General features: G+C 56.6%; 14 protein-coding genes. 10 read left to right on the forward strand and 4 right to left on the reverse strand.

The features are described 5' to 3' along the window. The first annotated feature begins 97 nt into the window (after positions 1 to 97). From RBB47_RS05530 to RBB47_RS05550, 5 genes are all read left to right on the forward strand, one after another. On the forward strand, positions 98 to 1,705 hold the full coding sequence (locus RBB47_RS05530; RefSeq protein ID WP_305984754.1) for a sulfatase: 1,608 nt from the start codon (positions 98 to 100) through the stop codon (positions 1,703 to 1,705). A 12-nt stretch (positions 1,706 to 1,717) separates the two neighbouring features. Continuing rightward, positions 1,718 to 2,719: a tripartite tricarboxylate transporter substrate-binding protein gene (locus tag RBB47_RS05535; RefSeq protein ID WP_305984755.1), complete on the forward strand. Its 1,002-nt coding sequence runs from the start codon at positions 1,718 to 1,720 to the stop codon at positions 2,717 to 2,719. A gap of 14 nt (positions 2,720 to 2,733) precedes the next feature. Then, positions 2,734 to 3,216: a tripartite tricarboxylate transporter TctB family protein gene (locus tag RBB47_RS05540; RefSeq protein WP_305984756.1), complete on the forward strand. Its 483-nt coding sequence runs from the start codon at positions 2,734 to 2,736 to the stop codon at positions 3,214 to 3,216. A gap of 7 nt (positions 3,217 to 3,223) precedes the next feature. Continuing rightward, entirely contained in the window at positions 3,224 to 4,732 is a 1,509-nt protein-coding gene (locus tag RBB47_RS05545; protein ID WP_305984757.1) for a tripartite tricarboxylate transporter permease, read from the forward strand. 160 nt (positions 4,733 to 4,892) lie between these two features. Next, positions 4,893 to 5,321, forward strand: coding sequence for a peptidylprolyl isomerase (locus RBB47_RS05550; protein ID WP_305984758.1), 429 nt, complete (start codon positions 4,893 to 4,895; stop codon positions 5,319 to 5,321). Positions 5,322 to 5,691: 370 nt separating this feature from the next. Here the strand turns inward: RBB47_RS05550 and RBB47_RS05555 are convergent, their stop codons facing one another. Continuing rightward, positions 5,692 to 6,921: an MFS transporter gene (locus tag RBB47_RS05555; protein WP_305984759.1), complete on the reverse strand. Its 1,230-nt coding sequence runs from the start codon at positions 6,919 to 6,921 to the stop codon at positions 5,692 to 5,694. Between the two features lie 162 nt (positions 6,922 to 7,083). On the opposite strand from RBB47_RS05555, the gene RBB47_RS05560 reads away from it, so the two are divergent. The 5 genes from RBB47_RS05560 (at position 7,084) to RBB47_RS05580 (ending at position 11,085) form a co-directional block, all read left to right on the forward strand. Next, positions 7,084 to 8,292, forward strand: coding sequence for an SLC13 family permease (locus RBB47_RS05560; protein ID WP_305984760.1), 1,209 nt, complete (start codon positions 7,084 to 7,086; stop codon positions 8,290 to 8,292). A 138-nt stretch (positions 8,293 to 8,430) separates the two neighbouring features. Further along, the gene (gene sppA / locus RBB47_RS05565; protein WP_305984761.1) at positions 8,431 to 9,417 is read left to right on the forward strand and encodes a signal peptide peptidase SppA; all 987 of its coding nucleotides are present in this window, start codon (positions 8,431 to 8,433) and stop codon (positions 9,415 to 9,417) included. Positions 9,418 to 9,432: 15 nt separating this feature from the next. Then, entirely contained in the window at positions 9,433 to 9,732 is a 300-nt protein-coding gene (gene ihfB / locus RBB47_RS05570; protein ID WP_269584269.1) for an integration host factor subunit beta, read from the forward strand. 65 nt (positions 9,733 to 9,797) lie between these two features. Beyond that, the gene (locus RBB47_RS05575) at positions 9,798 to 10,163 is read left to right on the forward strand and encodes a lipopolysaccharide assembly protein LapA domain-containing protein (RefSeq protein WP_305984762.1); all 366 of its coding nucleotides are present in this window, start codon (positions 9,798 to 9,800) and stop codon (positions 10,161 to 10,163) included. Between the two features lie 13 nt (positions 10,164 to 10,176). After that, positions 10,177 to 11,085 (forward strand): ornithine cyclodeaminase, encoded by a 909-nt coding sequence (locus RBB47_RS05580; protein ID WP_305984763.1) that lies wholly within the window; start codon positions 10,177 to 10,179, stop codon positions 11,083 to 11,085. A 331-nt stretch (positions 11,086 to 11,416) separates the two neighbouring features. On the opposite strand, the gene RBB47_RS05585 is transcribed toward RBB47_RS05580, so the two are convergent. The 3 genes from RBB47_RS05585 to trxA all read right to left on the reverse strand — a co-directional run bounded on the left by RBB47_RS05585 (position 11,417) and on the right by trxA (position 13,253). Then, positions 11,417 to 12,028: a trimeric intracellular cation channel family protein gene (locus RBB47_RS05585; RefSeq protein ID WP_305984764.1), complete on the reverse strand. Its 612-nt coding sequence runs from the start codon at positions 12,026 to 12,028 to the stop codon at positions 11,417 to 11,419. A 123-nt stretch (positions 12,029 to 12,151) separates the two neighbouring features. Beyond that, positions 12,152 to 12,793: a nucleotide exchange factor GrpE gene (gene grpE, locus RBB47_RS05590; RefSeq protein ID WP_305984765.1), complete on the reverse strand. Its 642-nt coding sequence runs from the start codon at positions 12,791 to 12,793 to the stop codon at positions 12,152 to 12,154. Positions 12,794 to 12,932: 139 nt separating this feature from the next. Then, complete coding sequence (gene trxA, locus RBB47_RS05595; RefSeq protein WP_305984766.1) at positions 12,933 to 13,253, reverse strand: thioredoxin; 321 nt, start codon at positions 13,251 to 13,253, stop codon at positions 12,933 to 12,935. Between the last annotated feature and the right edge of the window lie 33 nt (positions 13,254 to 13,286).

Genomic DNA, 13,286 nt, shown 5'->3' on the forward strand with positions numbered 1-13,286 from the left:
TTTTTGAATGCAATATTTCAAAATATCGATTTTACAGAATATCTCAGATCAATCAATCTACCCAAGGTTCGCTACACAGAAAGCTTTGGGAGGAGCAATGCGGACGGTCTTCGTACTGTTTGACTCGCTTAATCGACTGGCGCTCGGCACCTATGGCGGCACTGCTGTCCAGACACCGAACTTTGACAGGTTCGCCCGCCGGGCCGTTACCTTCGACAAGCATTATGTCGGCAGCCTGCCCTGCATGCCGGCGCGGCGCGACATGCACACCGGCCGGCTCAATTTCATGCACAGGCATTGGGGGCCGCTAGAACCTTTTGACGAAAGCTTTGCAAAGATCCTGAGCAGCGCCGGTGTCTATACGCACCTGGTGTCCGATCATCTCCATTATTTCGAAGACGGCGGCTGGGGCTATGCCAATGCTTTTGACAGCTGGGATTTCATTCGCGGCCAGGAATACGATGCCCTGAAGGCGCTCGCATCGCCGCCCATCGAACGCTACAAGCAAAAATTCGATCCGCGCCACTATCCGCTGGAAAGCCTGAACGGCGGCAACGTCACGAGGCGTTCGTCGTCAAAAGTTGCCTGGAAAAGATCCCGCGCCGCCATTTCGCACGATTTTCTGAAAGAAGAAGCCGATTTTCCAACGGCCAAGTGCTTCGCTTCGGCCTTGGAATTTCTTGAGCTGAATGCGAACGCGGACAACTGGTTCCTTCAGCTTGAATGCTTCGATCCCCATGAACCATTCGTCGCGCCAGAGCGCTTCAAGGAAGCCTACAGTAGCGGCTACAACGGAAAGATCCTGGATTGGCCGCACTACGAAAAGGTGACCAACTCCAGCCAGGAAATTGCCGAGATCCGCGGAAACTATGCCGCGCTGGTGGCGATGTGCGACGAGTATTTCGGCAAATTGCTGGATCACTTCGATGCCAACAACCTGTGGGACGACACCTGTCTGATCCTGACGACGGACCACGGTTTTCTTTTGTCGGAACATGAGTGGTGGGGCAAGAACCGGATGCCCTACTATGAGGAGATCTCTCACATCCCGCTCATGATCTGGCACCCCGGGCACGCGAGCCGGGCTGGTTCGCGGCGCAAGAACCTGACGCAGACGCCGGATCTCATGCCAACCATTCTGGAGATCCACGGCTGCCGGGTTCCTCCCAGCGTGACCGGTGCATCGCTAACGCCAATGCTGGCAAGTGATGCACCGGTTCATCAAAGTGTCGCGCTGGGAATGTTTTCAGGGCCGGTCTGCGTCACCGACGGACGGTACAGCTATTTCCGTTATCCTGAGGATCTGTCGGGGGAAAATCTTAACCTCTACACATTGATGCCGACCCATCTGGCATCCCATTTCGACATCAGCGAACTGAAGACGTGTGAACTCGCCGGGCCGTTCGATTTTACGAAGGGTGCTCCTGTCTTGAGGGTGCGCCTGGATCCGAAGAATACCCAGGTCGGCAACGACGGACAGACACTTGAGGACTGCGCGTCGGTGCTGTTCGACCTTGAAGCCGATCCCGGGCAAACAACACCGCTTTCGGACGACGCCACCATCAAACGGCTCACGGAACGAATTCACTTTCATTTTTCAGAACATGACGCTCCCCCGGAGCTGTACGCGCATTTCAGTCTCGACAGTCGCAGCACCCCGCGTTTCGACACCGGCAACACGGAAGGCCGGCAGCAAACCCGTTAGCAGGAGGAAAACATGACACTCAAAAAACTCGTGAAATCAATCGCGGCAACCGCGGCGATTGTCGCCGCCACCACAAGCACTTCCCTGGCCGAGTTTCCCGAGCGGACAATCGAGCTGATACACCCCTGGGGTCCAGGAAACGCGATGTCCGTCAGCCAGCTCATTGCCAAGGCAATGGGAGAGGAACTGGGTGTCGACATGCCGGTGATCTCGACCCCTGGAGCAGCAGGGACAAAGGGCCAGAAGACAGCGATGTCGCGCCCGGCTGATGGATATACGGTCTTTGACGGTTATGTCGCACCACTGGTGTTGCAACCGATCCTGGGAAATGCGGACTGGACATATAGCGACTACAAGCCCTTGCACGCCGCCGTTTCGAACGCCTTTGCGATCGGTGGCCGCGTCGATGAGACACGCTGGTCCAACTTCGAGGAAATGATGGAATATGGCAGGGAGCATCCCGGTGAGCTGCGTTACTCCTCCGGGTCACGCAACAACCTGCCGCACATGGTCATTGCGAAAGTTCTGCAATCCTATGGGGTCGTCGCACAGAACGTGCCCTATACGCAGGATGGCAATGCGGTGAAGGATCTCAAATCTGGTGTTCTGGATTTTTCGTTCATCAATGTCGGGAACTACATTCAGGATAAATCGGCATTCAACATCATGCTCGTGCTTTCCGAGCTTCCCGGTGCAAAGGCTTCCTATGACGGTGCACCCAGCATTGCGGATCTCGACATAGATCTCGGCCTTTCCGGATTGGCACCGATGGGCTGGACTTGGTGGATCATCCACAAAGACACTCCGGATGAGGTGACCGACAAACTCCGTACCGCCATGGCCGCGGCGATGAAACGGGAAGATGTTCGTGCTGCTATCGAAAAGGTCGGGTTTGTTCCGCTCGATTGGGATCATACCGAATACGACGCGGTTGTCGGTCCCGTGCTCGACCAGCTTTCGGCCATGGGCAACGCCCTTAAGTGGGAAGAAGAAGAACTCAAGAAGCTGAACTGAAAGCGACCACGGCGATGACTTCAAAAACGCTGACCCTGCTGGTTGCGGCCTTCTTTGCGATCATCGTCGTGATTGTCTTCCAGCAAATTCATACATCCATGCACGAACAGGGGATCGCCAGCGGCGGTCCCTACGATAATGCCGCCGCCTATCCAAGGGCGATCGCGATCATCATATCCGGACTGGTACTGCTGCAGGTGCTGATGGAACTGGTGTCCGGCTCCCGGGAAAGAATTCCGCTTTCACCGGCATCGCTCAAAAGGGCTGTCGGCCTGCTCGTCGTTTTCGCCATCTATCTGGGGTGCCTCGGCTGGCTCGGCTATCACCTGACCACCTCACCGATGGTCTTTGCGGTGATGTATATCTGCGGTGCCCGGCAAATCGGAAAGATGCTCGTGGCCGCGCTTGCAATGTCCTTCGGTTTCGCCTTCGTTTTCGAGAGATTTCTCAACGTTGTGCTGCCGGGCGGCGTCTTCAACCTCAACATTCCCTGGTAGGACGCCGATGCTGTTTGAGTCACTTGTTGCAGGATTTCAGCTCTTTCTGACTCCTATGGCCATCGGCCTGACCTTTGTCGGAATTCTCATCGGCCTTTTGGTCGGCGCCATGCCGGGCCTTGGCCCGCTGATGGGAATTATCCTGCTGTTGCCCGTTGCGATCGGATTGCCTCCGCTCGCGGCCATGGGATTTCTGATCGCGATTTTTGTCGGCGGTTCCTGCGGCGGCTCGATATCCGCGATCCTTCTGCGTATCCCGGGAACGCCGCTGGCGGCCGCCACCCTGTTCGACGGTTATCCGATGGCCCAGAAAGGACGAGCCGCCGATGCGATCGGTATCGCTATCTCGGCGTCTGCGATTGGTGGGTTGATCGGCGGCGTGGTCTTGATCGTGGCATCGCCGTTGCTCGCAAAATTCGCAAGCGGCTTTGCTCCACCCGAATACGCGATGCTCGCCATAACTGGGCTCTTTGCGATTGCGATCATTTCCGGTGGTTCGCTCGTCAAGGGGCTGATTTCCGGCTGCTTCGGCCTCCTGCTTGCCACCATCGGCACGGATGAGTTTTCGACGGGCTATAGGTTTACATTCGACTCGCACCACATGCTCAACGGCTTCCATATCGTCGCCGTGGTCGTTGGCCTATTTGCGATTTCAGAGATGGTTCACCAGATCGCGGGCAACGGTCTCTTGAAAAAGCCCGACATCAACGTGGAACGTCCCGGCTTCGGATCGTTGTTCAAGACGCTGAGGCACTGGGTCAACCTGCTTCGATCTTCGGGCATAGGAGTGTTCTTCGGCGCGCTGCCAGGCGCTGGTGGTGTCATCAGTTCGTTCACGTCCTACGCGATCGCGAAGGCCGCCGCCAAACCGGAGGAGCGATATGGTGAGGGTGCCGAAGGCGGCATTGTCGCAACGGAAAGCGCAAACAATGCAACCGTCGGCGGAACTCTTGTTCCGTCACTGGCGCTCGGCATCCCGGGAGACGCGTCATCGGCGATGTTGCTGGGCGCGCTGCTGATCCTCGGCTTTGTTCCCGGGCCGATCCTGTTCGAACAGCAACCAGAGTTCGTCGGCGGTATTTTTCTTGTCTATATGGCCTCCAACATCTTCCTGCTGATCGCAGGCATCCTCGCGACCCCGTTTTTTGTCTACGTTCTGAGAATTCCGAAGTTCTACCTGATCCCGGTCATTCTCATTCTTTGCTCCATCGGCACCTTTGCACTTCAGGCATCCGTATTCGACCTCATGGTGATGTTCGGCTTCGGTCTGGTCGGCATTCTGTTTCGGGCCGCGAACTTTCCGCTGGCCCCGATCGTGATCGGTATCATCCTGGGTCCGATCCTGGAGAGCAACCTGCGCCGCGCGTTGCTGATTTCCCGGGAAGGTTACTGGATCTTTGTCGACCGGCCTGTCTCCGCAACGCTGGTTGCCGTGAATGTACTTCTTGTGATCGGCGCGCTTGTTTACGCCTACAGGAAGCGGCACAAACTCTTTTCAAGAGCAGAAGAGGCATAGGATCATGTCTCTTCGGCCTTGCGCCACTGCCGCGCCAGGTCTGCGTAATTCGGCCAAGCTTTACATTTTAACCCGGTGCTTTACGCTGGCTTGCACGACGAGCACCCGCCCAACCCATGCGGCCTCAACACTCACCTCCAGACAGAATTGCGATAGCACCATGACCGAAGCCAAGGCCGGCGACACGGTTCGACTTCACTACAAGGGCACGCTGGATGACGGTTCCGTCTTCGACAGTTCCGAAGGCCGGGAGCCGCTTGAGTTCACCGTCGGATCGGGCCAGATCATTCCGGGCCTCGACCGGGCCATCCCGGGCATGAAGGTCGGAGATGAAAAAACCGTCCGGATCGAAGCCGAGGACGCCTATGGACCGATCAATCTGGAAGCCAGGCAATCGGTCCCCCGCTCCAACATTCCTGACAGTGTTCCGCTGGAGATCGGACTTCAGCTCCAGGCGCAAACGGAAAACGGCCAGACCATGACCGTCACCGTCGCAGAGTTTTCCGATGAGGAAGTCGTGCTGGATGCCAACCATCCACTGGCAGGTCAGGCTCTGACCTTCGAAATCCAGATCACAGGGATCAACTGATCTTAAGCGGAACCGCGGCTGAGCGTCCGCGTTCGCGCGACTAATGCTGACATTTGGGGTCTGGGTTTTTGCGGAAAACTTCGACCTCATCGTGAGGAGCCGCTTAGCGGCGTCTCGAAGGATGGGCGGCAGGCTCAAGTATCCGTGGCATCCTTCGAGACGGACCTCGCGGTCCTCCTCAGGATGAGGCAAGAGGCAATATGGGCTAAGTGATTTTTGGCGCCGCCTAACTAATCGCCAAAAGGTGTCAAGGTCCCGGATCGGGTGTTGGACTGCCAAGAAAAGGGTGGTGCAAGTTCGGTGTAGACCCTGACACCGATATGTTTCTCGCCTCGAAAGCCGTTGAAATCGGACTTGCCGAACCTCCGACCTATTCGGTTGGCATCGGTTCAGGATTGCTTGTCTTGTCTTTCACCAGAGTCTCTTCCATGAAGAAGAAATAAATGATCAGGCCCACAGTTGCTGTCGCGGCAAGGCTCAGGAAACCGACTGTGTAACTGGTGAACTGAACGATGTATTCGGCAGCGATATTGCTCAATGACGCGCCAATCCCAACCAGCATTGCCAGGACGCCCTGTGCAAAGTTGAACCGCCCGGTGCCTGCGGTGATGTCCGCCAGGACGAGCAGGAAGACCATTGCGAAAATCCCGTTGGCAACACCGTCAAGAGCCTGGATGGCGACAAGCGCGTAGGTGTTGTCGAACTGGCTGAACAGGACACCCCGGACCGGAAGCACCAGGAAGGCGATGAGAAGCAGGGGTTTTCTGCCCCAGACATCGGCTTTCTTGCCGCAAAAGATCGCCATGACGATCATCACCAGCTGGGCCGCAATCACACAGGCCGCAGTAAATGCGACGCCGTGTTCCGCGTCGCTGTTGGACGACAGTTTCTGACTGACGAGCGGCAACATCGACGCATTTGCGGAGTGGAACAGGAAGATACAGATGGCAAACACCAGAAGCCGCCTGTCTTCAAAGAGGCTCAGGATCCCCTCGGGTGCCTTTGCGCCGGCGTTTTCTTCCGCGACACCGCCTCTTGCCAGATCGTGATCGATCGCATCCTTGTTGATCAAAAGCGCACAGAAAATCATGCCGCAGGCCATTGCCGCGACGAGCCAGAAGACCCCGAGCGCGGACCATGTCAAAGCAAGGATCGCCGCCAGGACGGCCGCAAGCATGTTGCCTGCGTGGTTCCACGCCTGGTTCGCACTCGTCTGCTTGGTGAAATAGGCATGCCCGACCAGCCCCAGCGTAACAGCGGCGATGAGAGGTCCCAGAAAGGCGGAGGCGGATCCGATCAGGATTTGCGCGGTGTAAACCGCGTAGGCGTCGTTGAACGCAAGGATGCCAAGCGTGCTCGCGGCAATTGCGATGGCGCAGCCAATCAGCAGGGTCCGCTTCCAGGTAACGGCATCGACAATCGCACCCGCAGGCGATTGCATCACCACGGTCGCAATGCTTCCAGCGGCCAGGGCAATGCCGATCGCACCCGGGGACCAATGCTGCAGCGACAGGAGATAGATTGCCAGGTAAGGACCGATACCGCCGACAACGTCGCCCGCAAAGAAATTGACGCCAAGCAGCGGTCTGTTCAATTGCATGATTTTCGCCTCAGAACTGCGCTCATGGCATGAGATAAGAAATCGTCATTAATTTTCCATTTAAATACGGCGTGCAATAGAATATCAAATGATCTTTGCCGAAAAACATCGAGTCTGAATTAGATGCCTTTGAGTTTAATTGTATCTATATTTGTCTTTTTCATGATTGCGATCCGCCAATGGTTGCCAGATTGGCTGAAAATCTGGATGATCATGACAATTGGCGCAGTATTTTTGCTGATATCCGGTAATATTTCTCCCACTGAAGCCTTAAACGCCATCGACTGGAACGTGATTGCCTATCTGTTCGGCGTCTTCGCGATCTCGCATGCGTTGTTTGCCTCCGGGATTTCAGAAAAGGTCGGCAACTGGATCTGCGCAGAAAGCCGCTCCATCCCTCAAATACTGCTGTTCTTCATATTGTTTGTCACCGTCGTTTCTGCGGTGCTGACGAACGATGCTGCGGCGGCCATCGGGACACCGATCGCCATTGCAATCGCGGCAAGCCTTCGAATTGCAGCGGCCCTGCCCCTGATCGCTCTTTGTGTGTCCGTCACGGTCGGCAGCATGTTTTCCCCGGTGGGCAACCCGCAGAACCTTCTGATCGTCGCGGACGGGCATTTCAAAAATCCGGTCGGAGTGTTTTTGGAATGGCTCGCCGTGCCCGGTCTGATTTCACTTGCCTTCACGCTTGTCTGGTTCTGGTACTGTTTTGCCAGGACACCGAAGGGAGACGCACCCGAGCACGTTGTACCGGATTCGCAGACAACGCGCCGATGGCCGGCGCTTCTGGCCTCCGGCCTTTTGTGCGTTCTTGTCGTGGCTGACAGTCTTGCGCACGAGACCGGCTGGATCCCCGACCTGCCTCTCGGCGCTCTAAGTCTGATCGCCGCGGCTCCGCTTTTCGCGTTTTCCTCGCACCGGCTCCAACTGGTGAAAGAAGTTGACTGGCATACGCTGATCTTCTTCGTCTCCATGTTCATCGTGACCGGTGCTGTTCTGAAATCAGGCGCCCTGCAAGAGTGGCTCAGTCCCTGGCACGATCAGCTTGGCGAGCCGCTGTTTGTCACCTCGATCGCGTTTTTCGGCAGTCAGGTGTTTTCAAACGTGCCGCTTGTTGAGATCTATCTGAACCTTCTGGAAGACCACAACACGGCAACCTTGATGCTGCTCTCGGGGATTTCCACGCTGGCCGGCAACCTGTTTATCCTGAGCGCGGCCAGCAACGTGATCATCGTGCAGCAAAGTGAGAAGCATGGCGTAACGCCATTCCAGTTCTGGCAATTCACCCGCTACGTCCTGCCGGTCACAATCGTTTCAATTGCCGCGTGCGTCCTCTGGGTCGGCTTTTTAAGGACAATCAGCGGATGAACAACAATTTGGCGTCTACTTTGCGCGAAACCGCCGCAATCTGGTGAGAAGCTCTTCATATTCAATTGCATTTGCCCACATTGTTACCCTATGTAGGTTATTGGTTTTCATACGATCTTGTCGGGAGAAACCCTGTTCATGGCTGTTGATGTTGATGCGCTGGTGGATAGACGGCGGCTGAGGCGCAAGGTGACTTTCTGGCGCGTGGCCACATTCATCGTGATTGCAGGGGCCCTGATAGCGGGACTTGCCTACGCATCCGGCGTATCGGGCCTATCCAAGCGGTCGGCCCATATCGCGCGCATACCGGTTGAGGGTGTGATCGTTGAAAACCGGAAAACGCTGAAGATGATCGAGAGGATCAGCAAGGCGGACGCGGTCAAAGGGGTGGTCATTTCGATCAACTCCCCGGGCGGCAGCACGACAGGAGGCGAGGCCCTTTATCAGGCGCTGCGCAAGCTGGCCGAAAAAAAGCCGGTCGTTGCCGAGATCCGGACGGTCGGAACGTCTGCCGGCTACATGGTCGCCCTTTCCTCCGATCACATTGTCGCGAGGTACAACACGATCACCGGCTCCATCGGTGTGCTGTTCCAGTTCGGCAATCTTGAAAAGCTCCTGGAAACGGTCGGCGTGCAGATGGAAGCGGTCAAGAGCGCGCCTCTCAAAGCCGAACCCGACTTCTATTCCGAGGCGAGCCCTCAGGCCAGAGCGATGCTGCAATCGCTCGTCAGCGACTCCTACGATTGGTTCGTCGGACTTGTCGCGGAGCGCCGTCAGCTTGAGCCTGCAACGGCAAGATCGCTTGCCGACGGACGTATTCTGACTGGTCACAAAGCGCTTGAAGCAAAGCTCATCGATGCCATCGGCGGCGAGGAGAAAGCCGTTGAATGGCTGGAAACGGAAAAAGGGGTGAGCAAGGACCTTCCGGTTGTCACATGGACAACAAACGAAAACCTTGAAGAGCTGCCTTTTTCCTCCCGTGTCTCCCGAGAATTCGGAAAAGGCATCGGATCTGCCCTCATAAACCCGATAAATGACGCTAAGGGGCTGATTCCTCGAGGCCTTACGCTTGACGGGCTCGTGTCCGTTTGGCAGGCTTCTGACGCGGCAGACAATAAACCGTAATCGAGGGGGCTCTTTATGATCAAATCTGAGCTGGTTCAGCATATTGCCGAACAAAATCCGCATCTTTATCAGCGCGACGTTGAAAACATAGTCAATGCGATCCTGGATGAGATCACCGAGGCCCTCATGCGTGGAGACCGGGTCGAGCTGCGTGGCTTCGGCGCATTCTCCGTCAAGAACAGACCGGCGCGCATCGGTCGCAATCCGAGAACCGGGCAGAAGGTTGAAGTTGACGAGAAGTTCGTTCCCTTCTTCAAAACCGGCAAGGAAATGCGTATACGTTTGAATGACGGTGTCGACCACGGCGACGACTGATTCAGACGCGCCTCCGATCGACCCTTTGACTTGACTTTCGCTCCGACACTTCAGGGGAGACCGCAGTGACCCGTTTCATCAAGAATGTGATCCTGTTCGCAATCGCGGTGGTTCTGGTCCCTCTGTCTGTTGCCAACAGACACACGGTCGATCTGGCGCTGAACCCGTTCGACCCGAGCGATCCGCGCTTGACCATTCCCGACATTCCGCTGTTCTGGATCATCTTTGCGAGCCTTGGCGTCGGCATCATCGTCGGAGGGCTGGGCGCATGGGCGAAACAGGGCCGGTGGCGGAAGGAGGCGCGCCTGAAGCGCCGTGAAGCCGACAAGTGGCACAAGGAAGCCGATCAATTGCGCGAAATGAGCAATGCGGCACAGCCAGCATCGAATGTGAAGGGATTGCCCGGTCCGGACAGGCGTTCGGCAGCCTAAGATCAACTGATGCATGCGAATTATTTCCAGCGACGAGATCGATGCATGCCTTGAGGACAGAGACGTCCTTGAAACGCTGCGGCAGGCCTACAGGTCAAACATCGTCGCGCCACCTGCCCCCCATCTTGAAATTCAGCGCCTCGACCAATTGGCCGGCCATCTCACGCTTCAGCCGGCCTGGACGAATTTCGCTGCACTAAACGATGTTTCCCGTGGGTATGTCGGCTGCACCCTCAATTTGAACCTGCCGGAGAAAAAAGGGGCTGCTTCCAATTTGTATCTGCTGTTTTCCGGAACAGGCGGTCAGCCCATCGCGCTGATTGACGGGATGCGCATGGCTGCGTGGCGAACGGCATGCATGCACGGCCTTGCGGCGTCCTATCTCTCACGTGAAGACGCTTCCCGCCTGCTTGTCATCGGTGACGATCTGCGGCTGCCGCGACTGCTCTCTGCCTATGCGGCCGTGCGGAACCTGACCTCGGTTCTGTTTGCAGGCACGTCGGCTGAAATCATGAAAAAGGTCTCGAACCAACCCGCCCTTGCAAACGTCCATCTAGGCGCGACGACAGAAATTCACGCCGCACAGGAAGGCGCGGACATGATCTGCGTCGCCGGCCCTGACCACGACAATGGCACTTATGATGCCCTGACCTATCTCGATCCGCCGACCGGATGCCACATCGATGTTCTCGATCCCGCCGCTGTCCTGTCATCAGAATTGCTGGACGAAGTCCGCCTGTTCACATCGGACGTTTCAGCACCGCCCAGGGCCGAACTGGAGTGGGCCGCGGATCTTGCCGGACTGGCAAAAGGCAACAAGGCGGGCCGCCGGTATTACGGCCAAAGGACCCTTTTCCTCCCGGGTCACCGGACCGGGTTGGCGGACTTTGCTTTGGCAGCACACATTTTTTTGAGGTCCTGAGATCTGGAAGTCACGCAGACCTTCCCCACATTAGTAAGCACAGAGGGGGAGAATTCGGAAGTGAGATCCAGAATGGACTGCCAAAAAACCACAGGCAGCAGAGGATCGGCTCCCTAAACTTGGTTTTGCAAAGGAGCAGAACATGCTGACGACCCTTGCCTACTCGGCAAGCCTTCCAGCAATAGCGATCGGGTTGATTTTTTACGTTTCAGCCACATCGGGGCTTGTGTTTTAGGCCAAACAAAAAGCCGGTTCCTCAGGGAACCGGCTTTGTTTTTTTGTATTTCAAGATCCGACATACAATGAACCGGCGTCACCTGATGGAGCCGGTTCAGTCGTCACCACGCTTGGTGTAGCCCGGTAAAGTCCAGCCCCTGAGAATTGCTCCACCCCGAAGGAAGAACGCAAACGCCGCTGCGACAGCGGCCGCCAAGACCTGTGGCGCACCGAAGCTTGCAAGCAGCACGAAACTGCCTGCTCCTGCAAAAGCCGCGCTGACATAGATTTCCGGTTTGACTATGGAGGATGCCTCGCCGGCGATCGTGTCGCGGATAATGCCGCCGAACGTCGCCGTTGCAACACCCATCAGTACTGCAACGAGAACCGTGTCGCCCACCGCCATCGCCTTGGCGGCGCCCATGACGGAATAGGCCGAAATGCCGACAGCATCCGCCCAACGCAGAGGTTTGTTCCGCCGTTCGATCCACTGCGCGAAAAACCAGACAACAACGCTGACGAGAAAACAGACAAGAAGGTAGGCTTCGTTCTCGACCCAAAACACCGGAACACCAAGCAGCAGATCCCGCAAGGTTCCGCCACCGATGCCGGTGACGGTCGCAAAAAACAGAAGCGCGATGAAATCGAGTTGCTTGCGGGAGGCCACGATACCACCAGTCGCCGCAAAAACGGCCACGCCAAGATAATCAAGCAACTGCAGCAGCATCGTTGTCTCCAAACGAAAGCCGCCCCAACTTCCGTTGTGAGCGGCTCCGTCGTCTTCAACCCGGCCCTGAAGCCAAATCTAAAGTTTGACCGTCGGTGTGCGTTCCGGTGAACGCAAAGTGCATCAGGCGCTCTTGTCGACGGTCTGTCCGGCGTCTCCATTTCCTTCGCTCTGCGGCTGCGGCGTATCCTTGGGGCCACCCTTGGAGACACCCACCATCGCGGGACGAAGAACTCGGTCGCCGATGACATACCCGGCCTGAACAACCTGAACGACAGTGTTGTTCGGAACTTCGGTATTTGGCACTTCAAACATGGCCTGGTGGAAATTCGGGTCGAATTTCTGCCCATCCGGTTCCAGCTTGCGCACGCCGTTCTTCTCAAGCTGATTGAGAAGATCACGCTCGATCATCTCGACGCCCTCGATCAGAGCGGCAATGCCCGCGTCTGCGTTCTTCCGGTCTTCTTCCGGCAAGGCATCGAGTGCGCGGCGCAGATTGTCGGAGACGGTCAGCATGTCACGGGCAAAGCCGGAAACTGCGTACTGCCTGGCGTCCTTGACTTCTTTCTCGGTCCGCCGGCGCAGGTTTTCCATTTCCGCCATGGCGCGCAAAGCGCGGTCCTTGAGATCGGCGTTTTCGGCAGCCATAACCTCGAACGGATCTATGCCTGCCGCCTCGGCGAAATCCTGCTGTGCGTCAGCGGATTCACCGTCCGGGGTTACGTCCGGAGCCTGTTCCTCCGGGGATTGTTTCTCGTCACTCATTTAAGTTCCGTTTGGCTCAACTGTTTGCGGATGCTTATACGACCGGTTGCGATGAAAGCAAAGCAAATCGGCGGATGAGCAAGGTCATCCGCCGGATGCGTTCATATGATACGCAGCCGCGCAGCCGCTTTTAGCGAGATCAGAGGGCGCTCTTGATCCAGTCGGACAACTTGCCTTTCGGAGCTGCGCCAACCTGGGTCGCCATCGGCTCACCATCCTTGAACAGGATCAGCATCGGGATGGAGCGAACGCCATACTTCATGGCCATGTCCTGGTTTTCGTCGATGTTGAGCTTGGTGATTTTCACCTCGCCATTCATCTCCTCGGAAATTTCCTCCAGCGCCGGCGCGATCATTTTACAAGGTCCGCACCATTCAGCCCAGAAGTCAACGACGACCGGACCGTCAGATTTCAGAACTTCGGATTCAAAGGAAGCATCGGTTACTTGAGTGGTAGCCATAACTAGATCTCGTGGTTCGATGTTTCACGTCTA

Origin of the sequence: Roseibium sp. MMSF_3544 (genome assembly GCF_030732845.1) — a bacterium.
Taxonomy (GTDB): Bacteria; Pseudomonadota; Alphaproteobacteria; order Rhizobiales; family Stappiaceae; genus Roseibium.